We start from the raw sequence: 23,216 nt of genomic DNA, 5'->3' as shown, positions 1-23,216 counted from the left end.
CTCTAGCCTTGTCCATATTTTTCCAGCAGCGCTTCGGCAATCGCCTGGCTTTCCGCATCGGCAATCCCATTCCACAATGCGGGGCGGAAGTGCATCTGGAACGCCATAATCACCCTTTTCTGCTGCGCGGCGGTCATCTCCGGTTTCACCTCATACCCATAGCGCGCCAGCAGATCAAGCAGTGAGGCGGTCTCCACCGCTTCATACGGCGAGCGCCCATTCAGATAAAACGCCACGCGCGCGGCATCTGGCCATGCGCCGATCCCCTTCGCTGCCAGTTCGCGCCACGGGAAGAGCGGCCCTGGGTCATCTTTACGCTGCGGGGCAATATCCGAATGCGCCACCACATTTTGCGGCTGGATATTGTAACGATGGAGAATGTCTTTCATCAGCGGAACCAGCGCGGCAATTTGCGTGGGTTCAAACGGGGTAAATCGCTTCACTCCCGCCACGTTTTGCCAGCCGCGGTTTTCCAGCTCAATACCGATCGACGTGTCGTTGATACGCGTGGCGTTACGCCAGTAGCTGATCCCCGCATGCCAGGCCAGCTCACTTTCCGGCACCAGTTGCCAGATACGCGGCTTGCCGTTGTGCAGCGGCGGGTGCGCCGGAATCAAATAGTGCGAACTGACCTGTTTATCGGTGAGCGTTGCCAGTGAGACATCAAAGTCATCCGCCGTATAGTGCACCACCAGCACTTTGATACGCGGGTAGGCAGCCTGTGCCTGCCGGCGAGTATCAAGCTGGTAGCCGTCTTTATCGACGATCCCTTTTTCGCTGGCACACCCTGCTAACAGGAGCACCAACAGAAATAATGAAATAAAGCGACTCATCGGCGTGTTTTCACCGCCGTACCGCTCACGCTGACCATCAGCATGCTGCTGTCTTTGCCCACCGTTTCATAATCGATATCAATGCCTACAATGGCGTTAGCACCCAGCGCTTTTGCCTGTTCACCCATCTCGCGAAAAGCGATTTCACGCGCCGTCCGCAACTCTTTTTCGTACGCGCCTGAACGCCCACCGACGATGTCGCGGATACCGGCAAAGAAGTCGCGAAAAACATTGGCGCCCAGAATCGCTTCGCCCGTCACCACACCGCAGTATTCGACGATCGGCTGACCTTCAAGGGTAGGCGTTGTTGAAAATTGCATCAGATTCTCCTTTTGATACGCAGTGCGTTATAAAGCACATTATCGAAGCAATACACTATTCTTGAAAGGTGGTTATAACCGAAGAGAAAATAAGGAAATCAATATGCGCTACTCTGCTTTGACTCTCGCTTTACCGTGCGCGGTGCTCCTCAGCGCCTGTACCACGGTGACTCCGGCGTTTAAGGATATCGGAACCCGCACCGGCCCTTGCATCGAAGGCGGCCCCGATACTGTCGCACAAAAATTTTACGATTATCGCATTGAGCACCGCAGTAACTATTTGCCGGCGCTGCGCCCCTACCTGAGTGACGACCTCGCCCAACTGCTCAACGCAGCCGGTAAGGATACGCGCAACACGGCGCTGTTCAAATCCGATCCCTTCTCCAGCCAAACCGTGATGCCGGAAAAAGCCAGCGTCGCCAGTGCTTCCACCATCCCGAATACCGACGCGCGCAACATTCCGCTACGGGTTACCCTGACTCAGGGCACCCAGAGCTGGCAGGATGAAGTGCTGATGGTCCGCGAAGGTCAGTGCTGGGCGGTGGATGACGTACGTTATCTTGGTGGCACGGCGCATGCCCCGGCCGGAACGTTGCGCCAGTCTGTCGAGCATCGCTAACGTTTTATGCGTAAGAACGCGGGGAATATGCATTAATCCCCGCAAAATGTCTGGCATTCCAGCGTGAATGCCGACATTTATTCCTGCTTCCTACACGCCCCGGTATTTTGTGCTAAGTTTAAGAGTGAATGCGGTTTATATTTAAGTTTTAACGCACAAATATTGCATAACTATTCTGCGAACGTTACTATTTGCGGCCTCAATTGCTATTAGATTGCCTCGATGAGTATAAAATTAAACGGCATTAACTGCTTCTACGGTGCGCACCAGGCGCTCTTCGACATTACGCTTGATTGCCCGCAGGGTGAAACGCTTGTGCTGCTTGGCCCAAGCGGTGCGGGTAAAAGCTCCTTATTACGCGTATTGAACCTGCTTGAGATGCCGCGCTCCGGTCAGTTAAGCATCGCGGGGAATCACTTCGATTTTACCAAAGCCCCTTCCGACAAAGCGATTCGTGACCTGCGTCAGAACGTGGGTATGGTGTTTCAGCAATACAATCTTTGGCCACACTTAACCGTGGTCCAGAACCTGATTGAAGCCCCCTGCCGCGTGCTGGGTCTGAGCAAAGATCAGGCGCTCGCCCGTGCGGACAAACTGCTGGAACGTTTACGCCTTAAGCCGTACAGCGATCGTTATCCGCTGCATCTTTCCGGCGGCCAGCAGCAGCGTGTTGCTATCGCCCGTGCCCTGATGATGGAGCCGCAGGTACTGCTCTTTGATGAGCCGACCGCCGCGCTCGACCCGGAAATTACCGCGCAAATCGTCAGCATCATCCGTGAACTGGCAGAAACCGGTATTACGCAGGTTATCGTGACCCACGAAGTGGAAGTGGCGCGCAAAACCGCCAGCCGCGTGGTCTATATGGAAAACGGTCACCTTATCGAACAAGGGGATGCGAGCTGCTTTGCAACGCCGCAGACCGACGCGTTTAAATATTACTTATCTCACTGAGTTCTCGGGGAATGACAATGAAAAAAGTTCTGATCGCCGCGCTGCTTGCAAGCGTCAGCCTGTCTGCTTCTGCAGCACAGACTATCCGTTTCGCCACCGAAGCAAGCTACCCTCCGTTTGAATCTACCGACGCGAACAACAAAATCGTCGGTTTCGACGTGGATCTGGCAAACGCACTGTGTAAAGAGATTGACGCTACCTGTACCTTCACCAACCAGGCGTTTGACAGCCTGATCCCAAGCCTGAAATTCCGTCGTTTCGACGCGGTGATGGCCGGTATGGACATCACCCCGGAGCGTGAAAAACAGGTTCTGTTCACCACCCCGTACTACGACAACTCCGCGCTGTTCGTGGGCCTGGAAGGTAAATACACCAGCATCGATGCCCTGAAAGGCAAGAAAGTTGGCGTGCAGAACGGCACCACTCACCAGAAATTCATCAACGATAAACACCCGGAAATCACCACCGTTCCTTACGACAGCTATCAGAACGCCAAACTGGATCTGCAGAATGGCCGTATCGATGCCGTATTTGGTGACACCGCTGTTGTGACCGAATGGCTGAAAGCGAACGACAAGCTGGCCGCCGTTGGTGACAAAGTGACCGATAAAGAGTACTTCGGCACGGGTCTGGGTATCGCGGTTCGTCAGGGCAACACAGAGCTGCAGCAGAAATTTAATACTGCGCTGGAAAAAGTGAAGCAAGACGGCACCTACGAAACCATCTACAAAAAATGGTTCCAGAAGTAATCCTTGATGAATGAAATTTTTCCGTTAGCAAGCGCCGCCGGGATGACCGTCGGCCTTGCCGTTTGCGCATTGATCATCGGCCTGGTTCTGGCGATGATCTTTGCGGTATGGGAGTCAGCAAAATGGCGTCCCGTTTCGTGGGCTGGCTCGGCGCTGGTTACCATTTTGCGCGGCTTGCCAGAAATCCTGGTCGTGCTGTTTATCTATTTCGGCTCCTCACAGCTGCTGTTAATCCTTTCTGACGGTTTCACCCTGAATCTGGGGTTCGTTCAAATCCCGGTGCAGTTGCAGATCGAGAACTTCGATGTCAGTCCGTTCTTCTGCGGTGTGATCGCCCTGTCATTGCTGTATTCCGCCTACGCCTCGCAAACTCTACGCGGCGCGCTGAAAGCGGTACCACAGGGTCAGTGGGAATCAGGCCAGGCGCTGGGGCTGTCGAAAAGCGCCATTTTCTTCCGTCTGGTTATGCCGCAAATGTGGCGTCATGCGTTGCCGGGTCTTGGCAACCAGTGGCTGGTGTTGTTGAAAGATACCGCGCTGGTTTCGCTTATCAGCGTCAACGACCTGATGTTGCAAACCAAAAGCATCGCCACCCGTACCCAGGAGCCATTTACCTGGTACATCGTGGCGGCAGCGATTTATCTGGTGGTCACTCTGCTGAGTCAGTGGATCCTTAAGCGTATTGATCTACGTGCCACACGCTTTGAACGGAGACCAGACTGATGCTTGAGTACTTACCAGAGCTCATGAAAGGGCTGCACACCAGCCTGACGCTGACCGTCGCGTCGCTGATTGCCGCGCTGATTCTGTCGCTGCTATTCACCATCGTGCTGACACTGAAAACCCCCGTTCTGTCATGGGTGGTCCGTGGGTACATCACGCTGTTTACCGGTACGCCGCTGCTGGTGCAGATCTTCCTGATTTACTACGGTCCGGGCCAGTTCCCGGTACTGCAGGAATATCCGGTTATCTGGCACTTGCTGTCCGAACCCTGGCTGTGTGCCCTGCTGGCGCTCTCCTTAAACAGTGCGGCCTATACCACCCTGCTGTTTTACGGGGCGATCCGCGCCATTCCGGAAGGCCAGTGGCAGTCCTGTAGCGCGCTGGGGATGAGCAAGAAAGACACGCTGGCGATCCTGCTGCCGTATGCGTTCAAACGTGCGTTGTCGTCCTACTCGAACGAAGTGGTGCTGGTGTTCAAGAGTACGTCTCTCGCCTATACCATTACGCTGATGGAAGTGATGGGACATGGCCAGCTGCTGTACGGACGTACCTATGACGTGACGGTGTTTGGTGCAGCCGGGGCGATTTATCTTACCGTTAACGGCCTGCTGACGCTGATGATGCGTCTGATTGAGCGTAAAGCGCTGGCGTTTGAACGTCGCAACTAAAGTCACGTTGCATTGAGTGCATAAATAATAATCAACAAAGCGAGTAACTTATTAACTACTCGCTTTTTTTATGCGAATTAGAAAATAATTAAGCAAATATATTGCATAAAAATTCATTAGCTGGCATTGTTAGCCCCATGCCTCAAACACGGCAACCGCAAAACAATAAGATTGACAGACAGGAGCTCCAAAAATGAAAAAACTGATTCTGGCCGCATTACTTGCCTCTTTCGCTGTTGGCGCAACCGCCGCTGACAAAATTAATTTCGGTGTCTCTGCGACCTACCCGCCGTTTGAATCCATGGATGCAAACAACAAGATTGTCGGTTTTGATATCGACCTGGCGACCGCACTGTGTGCGCAGATGAAAGCAGACTGTACCTTCACCAACCATGCGTTTGACAGCCTGATCCCGTCACTGAAATTCAAAAAATATGACGCGGTCATCTCCGGCATGGACATTACCCCGGAACGTAGCAAACAGGTCTCCTTTACCGAGCCGTACTACGCTAACTCCGCTGTAGTTATCGCCAAAAAAGATGCGTTCAAAACCTTCGATGATCTGAAAGGCAAACGTATCGGTATGGAAAACGGCACCACGCACCAGAAATACCTGCAGGACAAACACCCGGAAGTGAAAACCGTGGCCTATGACAGCTACCAGAATGCGATTATCGACCTGAAAAATGGCCGTATCGATGGCGTGTTTGGTGACACCGCCGTGGTTAACGAGTGGCTGAAAACCAACCCGCAGCTGGGTGTTGCGACCCCGAAAGTGACCGATGCACAATACTTCGGCACTGGCCTTGGCATCGCGGTACGTCCGGATAACAAAGCCCTGCTGGAAAAACTGAACGCCGCGCTGGCTGCCATCAAAGCTGACGGCACCTACCAGAAAATCAGCGAACAGTGGTTCCCGCAGTAATCGCAATCGAATCGAAAAAAAGCCGCGTAATGCGGATTTTTTTATGTTTTCACGTCCCCTGAAACGGCAGTGTAAAGCGAAAACAGGAGCCCGGTTGCGCATCCACCAGCCGGATATCACCACCGTGCAGCTGTAGCATGCGCCGGACAATCATCAGCCCCAGCCCGCCCCGCGACTCTCCCGCCCTGGCTTTATCCAGTACCGATGGACGCTGGAATAAGGTGGCACGCAGGGCACCCGGTACGCCGGACCCGCTGTCCTCGACATCGACAATCAGCTGGTCTTCCCGCTGCCGGGCGCGCAGATAAATCTTCCCGCCGTTGGGCGTATGGCGCACGGCGTTATCCAGCAGATTAGTGAGCACCCGCTCCATCATCGACACATCGGCATAGACCAGTGGCAGTCTGGTGGGCAGCTCTAAAAGCAAGCGGATATCGCGCGTTTCCGCCATCAGGTCGAATTTCTGCGCCACATCCTGTAGCAGTTCCGCCATCGAGAACGGCTCCGGCTGCGGTTTGATACCACCGTGTTCCAGCCGTGCCAGCTCAAACAGCTGCTGCGACAGGTGGCGGACGTTGTTGCCCTGACGCAGGGCGATGCTCAGATAATGTTTGGACTCTTCCGGCGTTAAGTGTTCGGCCTTCACCGACAGGGTTTCCAGATAGCCCAGTAATGACGTCAGCGGCGTGCGCAAATCATGCGAAATATTGGCGACAAACTCCCGCCGCTGTCGATCATTGTCCGCCAACTGGTCCCACTGGCTGGCTATCTGCCGGGAAAGTTCGATAAAGGCGTTTTCCAGCACCGCCACTTCATTTCCCGCCTCGGGATCCTGCGTACGCATCGCCAGCAGTTTGATGGCGCTGATGCTGTCCTGCTCCAGCCCGCTCACTTCGCGGGTCAACTTTTTCACCGGACGCGTCACCCACCACCAGGTTAGCCCACCTGCCAGCGCGCCAAACACTGCCACCAATAGCAATGACCAGAGCAGCGCATTCCACAACGCTTTTTGCCAGGCGGTCTCCGCCAGCGCGTTCAGGTTCTCGCCCTGCAAAATGATGTAGAGATAGCCGTGCAGTTGCCCATCAAGGCGAATAGGCGACACGCTAAAGACTTTTTGCTGGTTAACACTGCGCGGATCGTCGCCGTAAACCGGCCAGGACGCGCCGGATAAAAAGCGCTGCAGCGGGGCAATATCAATATGCTCGCGACGCAGATGCCCGGGCGGCGCGGCATCGGCCAGCAAATCCCCTTCCGGAGAAACCATGTACAGCTCGACGCTGGGGTTGAGGGTCATCAGGCGGTCAAACAGCGATTTCAGCGTCTGGCGATTCACTTTGCCCTGGGTATCAAGCAGCGGTTCACTGCTGGCAATTTGCTGGGCCAGCTCCGCAGACAGGCGTTGCACCATCGCATCGCCATAACGAGTACTGCTGTAGAGCTGAACGCTACTGGCTGCGGCGGCACAGAGCAGAAGCAGCACGGTAAAGACCAGCGTCAGGCGCTGACTCAGGCTTAAACGACGCATCACTCCCCCTCACGCCCCGAGACGGCAAATTTATAGCCTTTACCCCAGACGGTCAGAATGATTTCCGGCGCAGCGGCGTCTTTTTCAATCTTCATGCGCAGGCGGTTGATATGGGTATTCACGGTATGCTCATAGCCTTCATGTTGATATCCCCACACCTGATCGAGCAGCGCCAGGCGCGAAAAAACTTCGCCGGGATGACGGGCAAACCAGTAGAGCAGATCGAACTCGCGCGGGGTCAAATCAATCAACTCCCCGCGCAGGCGGACCTCACGGGGAAGCGGCTCGATGGTTAAACCGTGACAGGCAATGCTGCCCATATCCAGACGCAGATTGCGCCCCATCGCTTCCTGGCGGCGGAACAGTGCCTTAACCCGGGCCACCAGCTCCAGAATCGAAAACGGCTTCGCCAGATAATCATCCGCGCCCATTTCCAGCCCCAACACCCGGTGCGTTTCACTGGTTCTGGCGCTGATAATAATGACCGGCAGATAGCGGGTCATCTGGCGAATGCGGCGGCAAATCTCCAGCCCGTCGACATTGGGCAGCATCAGGTCGAGGATCACCGCGTCCCAGTCGGTCTTTTCAAGCTGAGTAAGCGCGCGCGCACCGTCCTCTTCGTGGACAATCTGATAGCCCTCGTCCTGCAAATTGAGCCGTAGCAGGCCAGCAATATCCCGATCGTCTTCGACCAGCAGTATTTTTTTTGCGGTTTCCATAGCCCGTTCCGGTTGAGGTTGTCTTTATTAGCTTACCCAATAGTCGCCCATTGAGTTATCGCAAATAATTTATATTTCCGTGAGGAAGTCGTGATCGGCGGCGGCGTAAGCTGCTGTGCATCACCCCGCACTTTCCACGGCCGGACCGGGAAGCCGGGTGACCAACGACATCAAACCTTGCAAGGAACCACAATGAAAAAAATGATCCTCACCCTCGCGACCCTCTGTGCCTTTGGGATCGCCAGCGCCCATGCCGCCGACGCAATGAGTCAGGACGGGATGAAAAAGCAGGATGACAGCACCATGATGAAGAAAAAGATGCCAATGAAGCATGACGGCATAGCCAAAAAAGAGAGCACGATGAAGCACGGCGACAGGGCGAAAAAAGGGACCATGGGCAAAGACGACGACATGATGAAGAAAAAATCGGACGGCATGGGCCAGTAATTCCGGCTGATCCCCGGTGACATCATGCCACCGGGGCGATCAGTTACGAACCAGCAGCGTCAACACTTCGTAGTGGGCGGTGTGGGGGAACATATCAAACAACTGCACGCGTTCAATGCGATAACCCGCAAGCGCGTGCAGATCTTTCGCCATCGTCTGCGCATTACAGCTTGAATAGACGATGTACGGCGGCGCCATTCGGCTCAGATAATCACACAGCGCCTGACCAATCCCGCGACGCGGCGGGTTCACCAGCACCAGTTGTGGCGCATCCGCCTGAGCGGTGGCGAATTGGGTGGAATCGAGCGCCTGAAAGTGCAAATCGATCAGCCCCAGTTCTGCTGCAGACTGCTTCGCGCAGGCAATAGCTTCCGGCGCGATTTCGATACCGGTGAGGGTCATCTCCGGCGTCGCGCAGTGCAAACCAAAACCGCCCACGCCACAAAACAGATCCCACATATGGCAGACTGGTAGTGCCCTCACCCACTCACGCGCCGTGGCGTACAGCGCGCTGGCGACGACCGGGTTAGTCTGAAAGAAGCTCTGTGGGCGGATCCACAGCGGCACGCCGTTGAAGTTTTCCGCCAGCGCCTGCTGTTCGGTAAGGAAGATTTCCGTCTCCCCTTCCATGATGGCCATATGCACCGGCTGGATATTGACCGAAATGATGCGAAGCTGCGGCAACTGCTCTTGTAGCCACGGCAGCGCGGCGCGCAGTTGCTCAAGCTTGGTCTGAGAACGCAGCACAAAGCGCAGCATCATGCCGCCCGTATGCTGACTTTCGGTTAATAGCAGGTATTTCAGCTCACCGCGTTTACGCGCCACGTTATAAGGGGTTAACCCCGCGCGGGCAATAAAGGGTTTCAATGCAGCAAAGACCGCATGGAACGAGTCGGGATAGAGCGGGCAATCGGTCAGATCTTCCGGGGTGCCGTCGCGATGCAACATGCCGAGCAGCGGTTTTTCCACGCTGCCGCTGACCACCATTTTGGCTTTATTGCGAAACCCCTGTTCCGGGCCACTGACCGGCGCGCACCATTCCGCTACCGGTAAATCCGCCAGCAGGGCGCGGAGATCGGTCATTTTTGCACGGAGTTGGTCGTCAGTCGGTTGTTCAATCCACTGACAGGAACGACAGCGCATGGCGTCGAAGAGTGCGCACTGCATAGTAAAGCCTTCTGAATTGCGGGGCGGCGATTGTACCCCGTTATTGCAGACGGAAAAAGCGTCTGCTGGGAGAAGGGACAAACAGCAGGAACAGCACCAACATGTCAGGCAATTTCTGCATCATCAACGTGCGGAAAATCTCGCGTTTCGATTCGCCCGCGATACTGAACAGCTCAGGATAACCATAGCCAAGCGAGGCCGCCCACAGGTAGCTCGTCGCGATAATTTGCGTCAGCAGATACAGCCAGCGCGCCCAGTTTCGCCCCTTCACCACCGAAAAGGCACAGAGGATTTCGACGAAGACCAGCACCAGGCTACCGAAGAAAATGAGCGTCAGGCTCCAGGTTTGCGCACTGCGTTGCACAAATTCCATCATTCCGCGCACGCCCAGCACATCGCAGAGCATAAAGAGATCGACGCAGCGGATAAGGATAATGGCGATAGCCGCCACCTGTACCAACGCAGGTACATTCGGGCGGGCATGAGACTGACGCGTTTTAGTAAAGAATCCCAATGTGCTGTATTCCCTGTGAAAAAAGATGCCGCGACAGGCGCGGCATCCGTGACACAACTTTTAAGATTCTAGAATTATTAGCCTCGTCTTGCACGCTGGATATCGCGCACACGCTGCTTTTCCGCGCGCGCCATCAAATACCAGGCGATTAAACCAACAATCCCCACCACACCCAGTATCAGGCTGGCCAGGGCGTTGATTTCCGGGTTCACCCCCATACGTACGCTGGAGAAGACCAGCATCGGCAGCGTTGTCGCCCCTGGGCCAGACACGAAGCTGGCAATCACCAGATCGTCCAGCGACAGAGTAAACGCCAGCAGCCAACCCGAGATAATCGCTGGCATGATCATCGGCAGCGTAATCACAAAGAACACTTTCAGCGGCGTGGCGCCAAGATCCATGGCCGCCTCTTCAATGGATCTGTCGAGTTCACGCAGGCGCGAGGAGATAACCACTGCGACGTAGGCCGTACAGAAGGTCACATGCGCCAGCCAGATGGTGAGCATGCCGCGATCCGACGGCCAGCCGATGGAGTGACCCAGGGCCACAAACAGCAGCAGCAGCGACAGCCCGGTGATCACATCCGGCATAACCAACGGCGCGGTAATCATAAACGCAAAGCCGTTAGCACCACGGAAACGACCAAAGCGCACCATCACCACGGAGGCAATCGTCCCGAGGATCGCTGCCATCGTTGCGGCACAGGCGGCAATCGTCAGGCTCAGACCCACGGCGCTCATCATCGCGTCGTCATGGAACAACTCGCTATACCAGCGCGTTGACCAACCGGCCCAGACCGTCACCAGTTTGGAGCTGTTGAACGAGTAGATCACCAGCATCAGCATCGGCGCATAAAGGAAGGTAAAGCTCAGCACCAGAATCAAAATACGCCACGGGGAACGCACTACCGGCAAGTTGTTCATGCGTTGTCTCCCATCTGTTTCTGCTGATGTTTATGGAACCACATGATCGGCATAATCAGCAGCAGCAACATAATAATCGCCACCGCTGAGGCCACCGGCCAGTCGCGGTTATTAAAGAACTCCTGCCACAGAACGCGACCAATCATGATGCTGTCCGGGCCACCGAGCAGTTCCGGAATCACGAACTCGCCCACCGCCGGGATAAACACCAGCATCGAGCCAGCGATGATGCCCCCTTTGGTCAGCGGCACGATCACATTGAAAAAGGTTTTCAACGGACGCGCGCCCAGATCCAGAGACGCCTCGACCAGCGAATAGTCGATACGCGTCAGCGCGGTGTAAATAGGCAGCACCATAAAGGGCAGATACGCATACACAATACCGATATAGACCGCCAGGTTGGTGTGCAAAATCTCCAGCGGCTGATCGATAATACCCAACCACATCAGGAAGTTATTCAGTACGCCGTTACTTTTCAAAATCCCCATCCACGCGTAAACACGAATCAGGAAGGAGGTCCATGACGGCAGGATCACCAACAGCAACAGGATATTACGCGTTGACGGCTTACTGTGCGCAACGGCCCACGCCAGCGGATAGCCCAACAGCAAACAGCAGACAGTCGACACTGCTGCCACCTGTAATGACTGGAGATACGCTTCGAAATAGAGCGGATCGTCGGTCAATTGCAGGAAGTTATTGATGTTCAGTGAAATGGTGAGATGGTTATCAGCCCATTCAACCAGATCCGTATACGGCGGGATCGCGCGCGCCATCTCTGCCAGACTGATTTTGAAAACAATCAGGAACGGCAGTAAAAACAGCAAAATCAACCAGATATAGGGCAGTGCAATAACGAACTTACGCCCGTGCTTCATCTGGAAACGCGCCAACCAAAGGGAAAAGCCGCCCGGTTTTTCGACGCGGGTCGGTGGCTCAAGTGTACTCATCACCGCTCCTTAAACCGTCAGAACCACACAACTGTCGGCATCCCAGCACAGGCGAACTTCGTCGCCCCAGGTAGGGGTACCTTTACGATAGCGGTGCTCGTTCTGCAACTGCGCACTGATCATTTGTCCGCTTTGCAGACGAACGTGGTAAATCGACAGATCGCCAAGGTAGGCAATATGCACCACCTCACCCACCGCGAAGTTATAACCGTCAGCGGGCGGCTCTTCGCAGAGCATGATTTTCTCCGGACGCAGCGCGACATACACCGGCACGTTGTCGACAACGGAGGCATCCGGATCCACTTTCAGCGGATGCACCAGCCCCGGCGAATCAATCACCAGACCGTCTTCTTCGCGCGTTTTGAGCAGCCCTTCGAACACGTTCACCGAGCCGATAAACTCTGCGCTGTAACGGGTGGTCGGGTGCTCATAGATCTCTTCCGGTTCGCCAATCTGCACAAACTTACCGCGGTTCATAATGGCGATACGCCCGGCCATGGTCATGGCTTCTTCCTGGTCGTGGGTCACCATCACGCAGGTCGCGCCAACGCGTTCCAGAATGTCCACCACTTCCAGCTGCATACGGTCACGTAGTTTTTTATCCAGCGCGCCCATCGGCTCATCGAGCAGCAGCAGCTTCGGACGTTTTGCCAGGCTACGGGCAAGCGCGACACGCTGACGCTGGCCTCCGGACAGCTGATGCGGTTTACGCTTCGCGAACTCCTGCATATGCACGAGGCTCAGCATCTCCGCCACTCGGGCGGTGATTTCCGCTTTGGGCAGCTTGTCTTGCTTGAGGCCAAACGCGATGTTCTGTTCAACGGTCATATGCGGGAACAGGGCATAGGACTGAAACATCATATTGATAGGACGCAGATAAGGCGGCACATGCGCCAGATCGACGCCGTCGAGCATAATTTGCCCGGTTGTTGGCTGTTCAAAGCCTGCCAGCATACGCAGCAGCGTTGACTTGCCGCAGCCAGATGCACCCAGCAGTGCGAAAATTTCGCCTTTATAAATGGTCAGACTGACATCATCAACGGCGTGCTGACCGTCAAACGACTTGGTCAGATTGCGGATTTCAAGCAGAGGCGTTAAATCCTTACGGGTTTTCGCCTGTGGGCGGGGGATAGCTTCATTCACTCAAGTGCTCTCCGGCAAAAAAAACTCAACCAGAACCAACCGGTTGTCTACAAATGACCGGACAGAGGCCGATGACCTCTGTCCGGGTTTAGGGCAACTGCACCGCCGTGGTGCAACTCACTCACTGTTCAGGTGATTGATTATTTGCCGCTTTTTACTTTTGTCCACGCACGGGTTCTTACGCGGTCAATTTTCGGATCCTGCACTTTCAGCGTGTACAGTTTCGCGAAGACATCCGCCGGTGGATAGATAGCCGGGTTCTCACGCACTTCTGCGCTAATTAAAGGCTTGGATTCTTTGTTACCGTTGGCGTAGAACACGTGGTCACTGATGTGTGCGATGACGTCAGGGCGCATCAGGTAGTTCAGGAACTGATACGCTTCATCTTTGTTTTTCGCGTCAGTTGGCATAGCGAAGACGTCGAAGAACGCCAGCGCGCCCTCTTTCGGAATGATGTAGTTAACATGCACGCCATTTTTCGCTTCTTTGGCGCGGTTAGCCGCCTGCCATACGTCACCTGCCCAGCCGATCGCTACGCAGATGTCGCCGTTTGCCAGATCGTTAATGTACTGAGAGGAGTGGAAGTAGCGAATGTTCGGACGCAGTTTCAGCAGCAGATCGGTTGCCGGGCCAGAGTAGTCATCCGCTTTTGTGCTGTTCGGGTCTTTACCCAGGTAGTTCAGCACGGTCGCAAAAATCTCTTCCGGAGCATCCAGGAAGGAGACACCGCAGCTTTTCAGTTTTTCCAGGTTCTCCGGTTTCAGCACCAGATCCCAGCTGTTTACCGGTACATCGCCCAGAACCGCTTTAACTTTATCAACGTTATAGCCAATGCCGGTGGTCGCCCACAGGTACGGCATCGCGTATTTGTTGTCCGGGTCATGCTGAGCAACCATTTTCAGCACATCCGGGTCCATGTTCTTCCAGTTCGGCAGCTTGCTCTTGTCGAGCGGCTGGAACACACCGGCGGTCAGCTGGCGCTCAAGGAAGCTTGCGGAAGGTACCACCAGGTCGAAACCGGTGCTGCCCGCCATCAGTTTGCCTTCCAGCACTTCGTTGGAGTCGAACACGTCGTAAACAACTTTAATCCCGGTTTCTTTTTCAAAATTTGCTACCGTATCCGGCGCAATATAGTCAGACCAGTTATATACATGCAGCGTCTTTTGCTCTGCGGCGAGTGTGCTGGCAGAGACAGCCATCAATGCACCCGCGACAAGACCTGATAACCATTTTTTACTCAAAGCGGTCATATCTCATTCCTTCTGGAAAGTCCGTTACCATACGAACTAAGTGTACGCATTTAAGATATGCAAAATTCATGCATATTTTGTCAGTCTGCACTGGTCGAAGAGGAAAATTCTTTCGGCCGACGCCGCATGCTTTTCAAAGCACCGCAAGAATAACTGTAGCCAGGGTTAGAGGCTATAGGGCAGATTAAAAAACGCCTTTTATCAATTTTTTATGCAGATTCTGTCTACGTGATAAGCCGGAACGGCGAGAATGGTGGTGAAAAATTCTTTGGGGGGCAGCAAACAGCAGAATAATAATATCCATTATGCAGCCGCGCTGGCAGCGACTGCGCTAATGTCATGCAGGCTTAGTGAAGAAAATTGCGCGCGTCGTCATTCGTTTTGAGCTCTTCCTCTTCCGGAACAAACAACAGCTGGTGGGCGCGAGCCTCAAGAATCACCATTGAAATTTGCTCTTCGCTCTGGCGCATAAACCATGCAAATTGTTCGAACGTCACCCCGGCGCCGGAGGATAATGTCTGGCAAACGACCAGCTTAGGCAGGTTATCGTCCTGAATATCGAGAAATGCCTTCACCGTCAAAGAACTGGCATTGATGGCAGAGAGATCGGCGGCCAGCGCCAGCAGTGCCGAAGGCTTCACTTCAGCCATCGCGGTAAACAGGATCACGTCGTTCATCGGATCGAGTTTGGCGTCAAATACCCCGTCGAAATTCTGCATATGCGGCAGGTGCAACGCCTGGCAGGTATCGCATTCGAAGAAGCTGATGCCCAGCTCGTCAAGCCATTGACGCAGCGTGTCCAGACCAGGTGCGACGAGAGAATTCATGCGCGAAACAACCTCTGACTAGTAAATTGGAGCCATAGCTTACGCAAAAAGCACCGCGCATACCATTGCGCAGCGCGTAAATTCGACTATCCGCCGGTTTTGAGGCAATAACCCGGCGTTGCGTGGCGCTCAATCCACGCGATCATTTTGCCCGCGATATCGATCCCGGTGGTTTTCTCAATGCCTTCCAGCCCCGGCGACGCATTCAGTTCCATCACCAGCGGCCCCCGGTTCGCGCGCAGGATATCCACCCCGGCGACATCCAGACCAAGCGTCTGTGCCGCCTGAATCGCCATTTCCCGCTCGCGTTGGGTGATGGTCGCCACGCTGGCCACGCCACCACGGTGCAGGTTGGAGCGAAAATCGCCCTCTTTCGCCTGCCGCTCAATGGCCGCCACCACTTCATCACCCACCACCAGGCAGCGAATGTCCCGCCCCTTCGCTTCCTCAATGTATTCCTGGACAAGGATATGGGCATTGAGGCCGCGAAAGGCGTCGATCACGCTTTCCGCCGCCTGGCGCGTTTCGGCAAGAACCACACCGATCCCCTGCGTGCCTTCTACCAGTTTCACCACCAGCGGTGCGCCGCCGACCATCGCAATCAGGTCACTGGTGTCATCCGGTGAATGGGCAATCCCCGTTACCGGCAGATCGATGCCCTTACGAGCCAGCAATTGCAGAGAACGCAGTTTGTCGCGCGCGCGAGTAATCGCCACCGATTCATTCAGCGGATAACTGCCCAGCATTTCAAACTGGCGTAGCGAAGCCGTACCGTAATAGGTAATGGCCGAACCGATACGCGGGATGACCGCGTCAAAATGGGGGAGCTGACGGCCTTTGTAATGAACCGACGAGGCCGAGGGGTCGATACTCATATAGCACGACAGCGGATCGAGAATTTCGACCAGATGCCCGCGCGCAATGGCTGCTTCGCGCAGGCGTTTGCATGAATAGAGCGTTCCGTCCCGGGACAATATGGCGATTTTCACCCTGCACCTCTCTGAATAGACTGGCAATACTCCACATAATTCGCGTTGCCGGAAGGCGGCAAGTCAGTAAGTCCCCAGGAGCATATCTCACTATATGACTGGGGCGCACTGACGCTGCCAACACACTGGCAACGTGAAGTATGACGAGTAGAAAACCCGCGTATCATACACGCAGCGAAGTGCAGGATGCATGGGAATTAACGCACGGCCCACCCTTGTTTATGCAAATAGTCGAGGATGAACGGACGGTTCTCTTTAATGATGGTGCGACGGATATGATCGCTCCAGGTATCGCGACGATTATTACTGCCACGAGAGAGATAATAGGCCGCCAGTTCCTCGTCATACTGTGACAGCACCTGCGCATCCACCGGCTGGTAGCTGTTTTCATGCACCACCAGCGCGGCGGGCAAACGCGGCTTCACCTGCGGGTCGTCGGCAGGCCAACCAAGGCACAACCCAAAGAGCGGTAAAACGTGCTGCGGCAGATGGAGTAATTCGGTCACTGCCTCGATGCTGTTACGGATCCCACCGATATACACGCCGCCAAGGCCGAGCGATTCCGCCGCCGTCATCGCATTTTGCGCCATCATCGCAGTATCGACCACGCCGAGCAGCAGCTGTTCCGCCAGCCCCAGCTGTGCCTGCGGGCAAATTTGCAGATGGCGATTAAAATCGGCGCAGAACACCCAAAACTCAGCGGCCTCGGCCACGTGCTGCTGCCCGCCGGTCAGCGTAACCAACTGCTGACGTAACGCCGGATCGGTCACGCGAATAATCGAGCTGCACTGTAAAAAGCTGGAACTGGAGGCCGACTGAGCACCGGCGATAATCGCCTCACGCTGGGCCGTAGTGATCGGCTCCTGGGTGAAATGGCGAATAGAGCGATGGGCGCGGAGCAGATCGATAACTGGGGTCATGGTCGTTTTCCCTGGAAACAAACCCCCCATTATAGCGAACAGTTTTGCCGACGATTATCGCCAATATGTGCTGAAAGGTTGCGGAAATTAACATAACAGGCACAACCTGTTTTATCCCTGAGCACAGAAGCCGCATTATATCCCCTGCTTACCGTCCGGTTTAAGGAGGATCCATGTACACAGTGATATTTGGTCGCGCAGGCTGTCCACAGTGCGCTCGCGTTAAAGAGCTGGCTGAAAAAGTCAGCAAATCGCAGGACAATTTTGAGTGGCGTTATGTCGATATCCACGCGGATGGCGTCACCCGCGCAGCGCTGGAAGAGGCCGCGGGCAAGCCTATCGACACGGTGCCGCAGATTTTTATCGACAAAAAGCACATCGGCAGCTTTAACGAGTTTGAGAAGTTCATCCGCAAACATTTCGGCAGAGTAAAGTGACTATGCAATAGCCGGAGTGACACAGACGTTAACGCGCCCCGTTGCTGAAAAAACTGCTGATAAACAGATAGCACAGCGCGCCGAGTGCACACCAGAATACGGCGCTAAACAGCCACGCCAGCTCCTGCCAGAAGGAACGCACCGGCGTGAAGAACAGGCGCATCGCGACGAAACAGAGCGGTGCGGCGAGAATCGCACCAAAAAGCGGCAACATGAGTTTACGACGGCGTGAAAAAATACTGGCAACCGCCCCAGGCAACGTGAAGAAAAGCAGTCCCAGTTCAGGGTGCCCGGACGTGTGAAAAGCCCCTTTCACATTCATCACCTGTAAAAGGCAGACGATAATGAAAAGTAAAAAGCAGCAAATTATGCCTGCGAGTCCGCGTTTATGTTTCAAACAATCCTCCTGACTTTTTCTCTATCAAACTCTTCACCCGTTCTAAAGAACGTACGCTCAGATAAAGCGTGATGGCAGTCCCTGCCGAAAAACCCCCGCGCGAATAGACGATTCTTACTAGCCGTTGCAATTCAATACGATTAAACTAGCGCCCAGTTATTGTGTTGCCGGGAATAAATACGCATTAGTGCGTTTTTCAATCTCAGATTCGTCGCAAAACAGTAGCCAAAATAACCATTTCTTTCAATAGTTTACAAGTAAACAAGAAGTTAGCCTCCGTGAATATAAACGTCGCAGATTTGTTAAACGGGAATTACATACTGTTATTATTTGTTGTTCTGGCGCTCGGACTCTGTCTGGGGAAATTACGCCTGGGTTCTGTACAACTCGGTAATTCCATTGGCGTTTTAGTGGTTTCCTTATTATTAGGTCAGCAACATTTCAGCATAAACACAGATGCTCTCAATTTAGGTTTTATGCTGTTTATTTTTTGCGTAGGTGTGGAAGCCGGGCCAAACTTTTTTTCTATTTTTTTCCGCGACGGCAAAAATTACCTGATGCTGGCCCTGGTATTGGTCGGCAGCGCATTGTTGATTGCCCTTGGGCTCGGCAAATTGTTCGGCTGGGATATCGGTCTGACGGCGGGGATGCTGGCCGGCGCGATGACCTCCACGCCGGTACTGGTGGGCGCGGGAGATACCCTACGCCACTCCGGGATGGACAGTAGCCAGCTTTCACAGGCGCTCGATCACTTAAGCCTCGGCTATGCCCTGACCTATCTGATTGGCCTGGTCAGTCTTATCGTCGGCGCACGCTACATGCCGAAACTGCAACATCAGGATCTGCAAACCAGCGCCAAGCAGATCGCCCACGAGCGTGGCCTCGACACCGACAGCAACCGCAAGGTCTATCTGCCGGTTATCCGCGCCTATCGCGTCGGACCGGAACTGGTGGCCTGGGCGGATGGCAAGAACCTGCGCGAGCTGGGTATTTATCGCCAGACGGGCTGCTATATCGAGCGTATTCGCCGTAACGGTATTCTCGCGAACCCGGACGGCGACGCGGTGCTGCAAATGGGCGATGAGATTTCGCTGGTGGGCTACCCGGATGCGCATGCGCGCCTTGACCCCAGCTTTCGTAACGGAAAAGAGGTCTTCGACCGCGACCTGCTCGATATGCGCATCGTCACCGAAGAAGTAGTGGTAAAAAACCACAATGTTGTGGGCCGCCGTCTGGCGCAGCTTAAGCTGACCGACCATGGCTGCTTCCTCAACCGCGTCATCCGCAGCCAGATTGAGATGCCGATCGACGACAACATCCTGCTTAACAAAGGGGATGTCCTGCAGATCAGCGGGGATGCCCGTCGCGTGAAAACTATCGCTGACCGCATCGGCTTTATCTCGATTCACAGCCAGGTTACGGATCTTCTCGCCTTCTGCGCCTTCTTTATCGTCGGCCTGATGATCGGCATGATCACCTTTCAGTTCAGCTCGTTCAGCTTTGGTATCGGCAACGCCGCAGGCCTGCTGTTTGCCGGGATTATGCTCGGCTTCCTGCGTGCTAACCACCCGACGTTCGGCTATATCCCGCAGGGCGCGCTGAACATGGTAAAAGAGTTCGGGCTGATGGTATTTATGGCGGGCGTCGGTTTAAGCGCCGGTAGCGGCATTGGCAACAGCCTGGGGGAAGTGGGCGGACAGATGCTGATTGCGGGCCTTATCGTTAGCCTCGTGCCGGTGATGATCTGTTTCCTCTTCGGCGCCTGGGTGCTGAAAATGAACCGCGCGCTGCTGTTTGGCGCACTGATGGGGGCACGTACCTGTGCGCCTGCGATGGAGATTATCAGCGATACCGCACGCAGTAACATTCCGGCACTGGGCTATGCGGGCACCTACGCGATAGCCAACGTTCTGCTTACGCTGGCGGGGACGCTCATCATCATTGTCTGGCCGGGGCTAGGATAACTCCGAACTTTTAAAAAATTTCTTAACACCCGTAGAACTTTTTTTCTCAGCATTAGTCATAACTAGTGCCACTGCTTTTCTTTGATGTCCCCAATTTGTGGAGCCCATCAACCCCGCCATTTCGGTTCAAGGTTGATGGGTTTTTTGTTTTCTGGCGTTTGCCATTCGCCCCTCCCTCACACGCCCGCAATCCTTCCAATCATTGCACGAATGTCTGCGCGGCTGAGCGGCTCCCGGTCCACCACAAAGTGCAGCGTCATCCCTTCGATAAAGGCATCCAGCGCGCGGGCCGTTACCGGGTCAAACCAGCGCTCAAGCGTAGTCTGGCTGGTGCGCATCCAGTTTTGCATCACGCCTTTCAGCATCGGTTTTTTGCTCATCAGGGCATACAGCTGATACATCAGCTCCATATTGTGCGGTGTCGTCACCTGGGCGCTAAAAATCAGTTCTGTCACGGCATCACACGCGGTCGAGGCGCTATCAACCTGCGCAAAGAATGCCGCGTACTGCGCGGACATCTGCTGGGTAAAGCGGGTAAAGGCTTCGTCTAACAGCGCATCAATGCCCGAAAAATAATAGGTCATGGAGCCGAGCGGGACATCGGCGCAACTGGCGATTTTTCGATGGGTCACGGCGTGAATACCGTGCTGCGCAATGGTCTCCAGCGTGGCATCCAGGATGCGTTCACGCCGCAACGGGTCATTAGGTCGTCGACTCATAAATCCTCTCAATCAGTTATGTACAAATGTACACACTCTTGCTAGTGTTGTCCTCTCTTTTCCCTGCAGGATGCGATGTAATGGCAGTCATCTCACACCGTAATGCCCTCAGACACAGGCTCTGGGCATTATTTACCTTCTTCTTCATCCCCGGTCTGCTGATGGCATCGTGGGCCACCCGCACCCCGGCGATCCGCGACATCTTATCCGTATCCACGGCGGAAATGGGTGCCGTGCTGTTTGGCCTTTCCGTCGGTTCGATGAGCGGTATCCTCTCCTCCGGCTGGCTGGTAAAACGCTTTGGTGCACGCAAAGTCATTCGCGCCAGTATGACGGCCGCCGTCGCAGGCATGGTGATTTTGAGCCTGGCCCTGTGGCTCGCTTCCCCTCTGCTGTTTGCCGTTGGACTGGCATTCTTTGGCGGCAGTATGGGTGCGGGCGAAGTCGCGATCAACATTGAAGGCGCGGCAGTAGAACGTGAGATGAATAAAACCGTCCTGCCGATGATGCACGGCTTTTACAGCCTCGGCACGCTGGCAGGCGCGGGCATTGGCATGACCTTAACCGCCTTTGGCACCCCGGCAACCTTGCACATTCTGCTGGCGGCAGTGGTCGCCATTACGCCCATCGTCATCGCGATCTCCGCCATTCCCGAAGGGACCGGCAAAGACACGCCGGAAGATAAACAGCACAATAAAGCGGGCGTGCCGTTTTATCGCGATATTCAGCTGCTGCTGATTGGCGTGGTGGTACTGGCGATGGCCTTTGCCGAAGGTTCTGCCAACGACTGGCTGCCGTTATTAATGGTCGACGGACATGGCTTTAACCCTACTTCCGGCTCGCTGATCTACGCCGGCTTTACCCTCGGGATGACGGTCGGGCGCTTTACCGGTGGCTGGTTTATCGACCGCTACAGCCGCGTCATCGTGGTGCGCGCCAGCGCATTGATGGGCGCACTGGGTATCGGGCTGATTATCTTTGTCGATAACGCATGGATTGCCGGGATGTCAGTTATCTTCTGGGGACTAGGGGCGTCGCTGGGCTTCCCGCTGACCATTTCTGCCGCCAGCGACACCGGGCCGGATGCGCCAACCCGCGTCAGCGTGGTTGCCACAACGGGTTATCTGGCGTTTCTGGTGGGGCCGCCGCTGCTCGGTTTCTTAGGGGAACACTACGGTTTACGCAGCGCCATGCTGGTGGTATTGGGTCTGGTCGTGGTCGCCGCACTGGTTGCTAAAGCGGTGGCGAAGCCGACAACCCCGCTGGAATCAGCCACCGAGTGATCGAAACGCGTGTGCGGAAAATCCACCGCACGCGCGGCAACAACCGCCATCAGGCAATTACGCATACTTCGCCCGGTTTTGTGGCTGACATCCGGTCAGCCACGTCAAGATCCCGAGGCAAACATGAAACGCTCCCTGCTTTCCATCCTGTTTTTTGCCACTATTTCTACCACTGCGATGGCACAAAACATCACGGTTAACGTGCCGGACGGCTATAAAATCGAACTCGTTCCGATTAACACGCCAACAGCACAAACCGCCCATGTCGCACCGCCTGTCGTGCGTGTTGCGCCGCGCGCGCGCCATCTGGCCAGCGTCGGCGAAGGGATGATCATCGAACATCAGATTGACGATCACCATTAATCCACCCGCGGTATTGCCTGTCATTGACTGGCTTTCTTGATGGCTTCCTGAATCTGTTCCGCGCTCGCCAGTCCCGGGAAGACGGTGACGTTTTCTGCGGTTGCGCCTTTAACCGGCATCACAATCAGCCCTGGCGTCCCGGTCAGTTCCAGCGTCTGCGCCAGCGTATTGGTTTTCTCAAGAATGCTGCTGTAATCCGCCTGCTGTTTATCCGTGGCACCGGCAGCCTTCGCGGCGGCATTGATATCGTCAACCGTCAGCTCACCTTCGTTATGCCCGGTATGGTAAATACCGTTGTGATAGATAGCATATCCGGCGGCACCTTTCTGCTTCCAGACATCCAGACCACGCAGCGCGGCTTTCTCTGAGTTCTCCCAGCGCGAAGCGAAGATCGGCCATTCTTTGAAGATATAACGCACGTCCGGGCTGGCTTTCATCACTTTCTCCAGCTCAGGGGCAAGTTTGCTGCAATAGATGCATTGGTAATCGAAGAATTCAATAACCGCGACGCGGGCATCCTGCGGACCGATAACCGGCGTGTCTTTGTCGTGCAAAAGCGCTTCCTGGTTATCGATCACTTTCTGCGTAAGCGCCATCTGTTGACGCTCCTGCTCTTGTTGCTGCAGTTTCTGGCTGACCTGCACCAGTATTTCCGGGTGAGCCACCAGGTAGTCGGCGGCAATTTTACCGATCTGCGCTTCCTGTTCAGGCGTGAATGCCGGTGCAGAGGCGGCCTGCACGGGGGCTATCTGGAACAGACTGTATGTGGTCACTAAAGAAATAAGTGTCTTTCTGAAGTTCATCGGTGGTTTCCCTAGATAGTGTCGTCACAAGATTTTAGCCCAGAGAGCGATGCATCTGATCTGGACGGCAGCGAGAAATGAGGCC

The 23,216-nt window shown here is 54.9% G+C and carries 27 protein-coding genes; 11 read left to right on the top strand and 16 right to left on the bottom strand.

Features of this window, described 5'->3' with window-relative positions; all coding sequences use genetic code 11:
- Window positions 1-2: 2 nt before the first annotated feature.
- The gene (locus tag ACSZPU_RS08585; protein WP_498997562.1) at window positions 3-833 is read right to left on the bottom strand and encodes an N-acetylmuramoyl-L-alanine amidase; all 831 of its coding nucleotides are present in this window, start codon (window positions 831-833) and stop codon (window positions 3-5) included.
- Window positions 830-1,153, bottom strand: coding sequence for a heavy metal-binding domain-containing protein (locus tag ACSZPU_RS08580; protein ID WP_498997560.1), 324 nt, complete (start codon window positions 1,151-1,153; stop codon window positions 830-832). The genes ACSZPU_RS08585 and ACSZPU_RS08580 overlap by 4 nt, the downstream gene beginning before the upstream one ends.
- Before the next feature lie 103 nt (window positions 1,154-1,256).
- Between ACSZPU_RS08580 and ACSZPU_RS08575 the strand changes: the two genes are divergently transcribed.
- From ACSZPU_RS08575 to artJ, 6 genes are all read left to right on the top strand, one after another.
- The gene (locus ACSZPU_RS08575) at window positions 1,257-1,772 is read left to right on the top strand and encodes a lipoprotein (RefSeq protein ID WP_498997557.1); all 516 of its coding nucleotides are present in this window, start codon (window positions 1,257-1,259) and stop codon (window positions 1,770-1,772) included.
- 222 nt (window positions 1,773-1,994) lie between these two features.
- Entirely contained in the window at window positions 1,995-2,723 is a 729-nt protein-coding gene (artP, locus tag ACSZPU_RS08570; protein ID WP_498997555.1) for an arginine ABC transporter ATP-binding protein ArtP, read from the top strand.
- A 17-nt stretch (window positions 2,724-2,740) separates the two neighbouring features.
- On the top strand, window positions 2,741-3,472 hold the full coding sequence (gene artI, locus ACSZPU_RS08565; protein ID WP_498997553.1) for an arginine ABC transporter substrate-binding protein ArtI: 732 nt from the start codon (window positions 2,741-2,743) through the stop codon (window positions 3,470-3,472).
- A 6-nt stretch (window positions 3,473-3,478) separates the two neighbouring features.
- A complete protein-coding gene (artQ, locus tag ACSZPU_RS08560) occupies window positions 3,479-4,195 on the top strand; it encodes an arginine ABC transporter permease ArtQ (protein ID WP_498997551.1) in 717 nt (238 codons plus the stop codon).
- Entirely contained in the window at window positions 4,195-4,863 is a 669-nt protein-coding gene (artM, locus tag ACSZPU_RS08555; RefSeq protein ID WP_498997548.1) for an arginine ABC transporter permease ArtM, read from the top strand. The genes artQ and artM overlap by 1 nt, the downstream gene beginning before the upstream one ends.
- 193 nt (window positions 4,864-5,056) lie before the next feature.
- Complete coding sequence (artJ, locus tag ACSZPU_RS08550) at window positions 5,057-5,788, top strand: arginine ABC transporter substrate-binding protein ArtJ (RefSeq protein ID WP_498997546.1); 732 nt, start codon at window positions 5,057-5,059, stop codon at window positions 5,786-5,788.
- A 49-nt stretch (window positions 5,789-5,837) separates the two neighbouring features.
- Here artJ and ACSZPU_RS08545 read toward each other — a convergent pair whose 3' ends face one another.
- The gene (locus ACSZPU_RS08545) at window positions 5,838-7,319 is read right to left on the bottom strand and encodes a sensor histidine kinase (protein ID WP_498997544.1); all 1,482 of its coding nucleotides are present in this window, start codon (window positions 7,317-7,319) and stop codon (window positions 5,838-5,840) included.
- Window positions 7,316-8,035 (bottom strand): response regulator, encoded by a 720-nt coding sequence (locus tag ACSZPU_RS08540; protein ID WP_498997542.1) that lies wholly within the window; start codon window positions 8,033-8,035, stop codon window positions 7,316-7,318. Before ACSZPU_RS08540 ends, ACSZPU_RS08545 begins: the two co-directional genes overlap by 4 nt.
- A 192-nt stretch (window positions 8,036-8,227) precedes the next feature.
- Between ACSZPU_RS08540 and ACSZPU_RS08535 the strand changes: the two genes are divergently transcribed.
- Complete coding sequence (locus tag ACSZPU_RS08535; protein ID WP_498997540.1) at window positions 8,228-8,482, top strand: hypothetical protein; 255 nt, start codon at window positions 8,228-8,230, stop codon at window positions 8,480-8,482.
- Window positions 8,483-8,521: 39 nt separating this feature from the next.
- On the opposite strand, the gene rlmC is transcribed toward ACSZPU_RS08535, so the two are convergent.
- The 9 genes from rlmC to nfsA all read right to left on the bottom strand — a co-directional run bounded on the left by rlmC (window position 8,522) and on the right by nfsA (window position 17,165).
- Window positions 8,522-9,649, bottom strand: coding sequence for a 23S rRNA (uracil(747)-C(5))-methyltransferase RlmC (gene rlmC / locus ACSZPU_RS08530; protein ID WP_498997538.1), 1,128 nt, complete (start codon window positions 9,647-9,649; stop codon window positions 8,522-8,524).
- Between the two features lie 40 nt (window positions 9,650-9,689).
- A complete protein-coding gene (locus ACSZPU_RS08525; protein WP_498997578.1) occupies window positions 9,690-10,190 on the bottom strand; it encodes a YbjO family protein in 501 nt (166 codons plus the stop codon).
- A gap of 50 nt (window positions 10,191-10,240) precedes the next feature.
- On the bottom strand, window positions 10,241-11,086 hold the full coding sequence (potI, locus tag ACSZPU_RS08520; protein ID WP_498997537.1) for a putrescine ABC transporter permease PotI: 846 nt from the start codon (window positions 11,084-11,086) through the stop codon (window positions 10,241-10,243).
- A complete protein-coding gene (potH, locus tag ACSZPU_RS08515; RefSeq protein WP_498997534.1) occupies window positions 11,083-12,036 on the bottom strand; it encodes a putrescine ABC transporter permease PotH in 954 nt (317 codons plus the stop codon). The genes potI and potH overlap by 4 nt, the downstream gene beginning before the upstream one ends.
- 9 nt (window positions 12,037-12,045) lie before the next feature.
- Window positions 12,046-13,179, bottom strand: a complete 1,134-nt coding sequence (potG, locus tag ACSZPU_RS08510; RefSeq protein WP_498997532.1) for a putrescine ABC transporter ATP-binding subunit PotG — start codon at window positions 13,177-13,179, stop codon at window positions 12,046-12,048.
- Window positions 13,180-13,319: 140 nt separating this feature from the next.
- On the bottom strand, window positions 13,320-14,429 hold the full coding sequence (potF, locus tag ACSZPU_RS08505) for a spermidine/putrescine ABC transporter substrate-binding protein PotF (protein ID WP_498997529.1): 1,110 nt from the start codon (window positions 14,427-14,429) through the stop codon (window positions 13,320-13,322).
- 347 nt (window positions 14,430-14,776) lie between these two features.
- Entirely contained in the window at window positions 14,777-15,256 is a 480-nt protein-coding gene (locus ACSZPU_RS08500; RefSeq protein WP_498997528.1) for a type III secretion system chaperone family protein, read from the bottom strand.
- 86 nt (window positions 15,257-15,342) lie between these two features.
- The gene (gene rimK / locus ACSZPU_RS08495; protein ID WP_498997527.1) at window positions 15,343-16,245 is read right to left on the bottom strand and encodes a 30S ribosomal protein S6--L-glutamate ligase; all 903 of its coding nucleotides are present in this window, start codon (window positions 16,243-16,245) and stop codon (window positions 15,343-15,345) included.
- A 197-nt stretch (window positions 16,246-16,442) separates the two neighbouring features.
- Entirely contained in the window at window positions 16,443-17,165 is a 723-nt protein-coding gene (gene nfsA, locus ACSZPU_RS08490) for an oxygen-insensitive NADPH nitroreductase (protein WP_498997526.1), read from the bottom strand.
- Between the two features lie 173 nt (window positions 17,166-17,338).
- On the opposite strand from nfsA, the gene ACSZPU_RS08485 reads away from it, so the two are divergent.
- Window positions 17,339-17,602: a GrxA family glutaredoxin gene (locus tag ACSZPU_RS08485; protein WP_498997524.1), complete on the top strand. Its 264-nt coding sequence runs from the start codon at window positions 17,339-17,341 to the stop codon at window positions 17,600-17,602.
- Between the two features lie 28 nt (window positions 17,603-17,630).
- Here the strand turns inward: ACSZPU_RS08485 and ACSZPU_RS08480 are convergent, their stop codons facing one another.
- Entirely contained in the window at window positions 17,631-17,999 is a 369-nt protein-coding gene (locus tag ACSZPU_RS08480; RefSeq protein WP_498997523.1) for an inner membrane protein YbjM, read from the bottom strand.
- 278 nt (window positions 18,000-18,277) lie between these two features.
- Here ACSZPU_RS08480 and ACSZPU_RS08475 point away from each other — a divergent pair, with 278 nt between their 5' ends.
- Window positions 18,278-19,963: an aspartate:alanine antiporter gene (locus ACSZPU_RS08475; RefSeq protein WP_498997521.1), complete on the top strand. Its 1,686-nt coding sequence runs from the start codon at window positions 18,278-18,280 to the stop codon at window positions 19,961-19,963.
- A 176-nt stretch (window positions 19,964-20,139) separates the two neighbouring features.
- On the opposite strand, the gene ACSZPU_RS08470 is transcribed toward ACSZPU_RS08475, so the two are convergent.
- Complete coding sequence (locus tag ACSZPU_RS08470) at window positions 20,140-20,682, bottom strand: TetR/AcrR family transcriptional regulator (RefSeq protein ID WP_498997518.1); 543 nt, start codon at window positions 20,680-20,682, stop codon at window positions 20,140-20,142.
- Window positions 20,683-20,762: 80 nt separating this feature from the next.
- Here ACSZPU_RS08470 and ACSZPU_RS08465 point away from each other — a divergent pair, with 80 nt between their 5' ends.
- Complete coding sequence (locus ACSZPU_RS08465; protein ID WP_498997516.1) at window positions 20,763-21,965, top strand: MFS transporter; 1,203 nt, start codon at window positions 20,763-20,765, stop codon at window positions 21,963-21,965.
- Between the two features lie 123 nt (window positions 21,966-22,088).
- Window positions 22,089-22,328: a hypothetical protein gene (locus ACSZPU_RS08460; RefSeq protein ID WP_498997513.1), complete on the top strand. Its 240-nt coding sequence runs from the start codon at window positions 22,089-22,091 to the stop codon at window positions 22,326-22,328.
- Between the two features lie 20 nt (window positions 22,329-22,348).
- Here ACSZPU_RS08460 and ACSZPU_RS08455 read toward each other — a convergent pair whose 3' ends face one another.
- A complete protein-coding gene (locus tag ACSZPU_RS08455; protein ID WP_498997511.1) occupies window positions 22,349-23,131 on the bottom strand; it encodes a DsbA family protein in 783 nt (260 codons plus the stop codon).
- Window positions 23,132-23,216 lie beyond the last annotated feature (85 nt).

It is taken from the genome of Phytobacter sp. V69 (assembly GCF_965644215.1).
Lineage (GTDB): Bacteria > Pseudomonadota > Gammaproteobacteria > Enterobacterales > Enterobacteriaceae > Phytobacter.
This window is presented reverse-complemented; position numbering and strand designations above follow the sequence as displayed.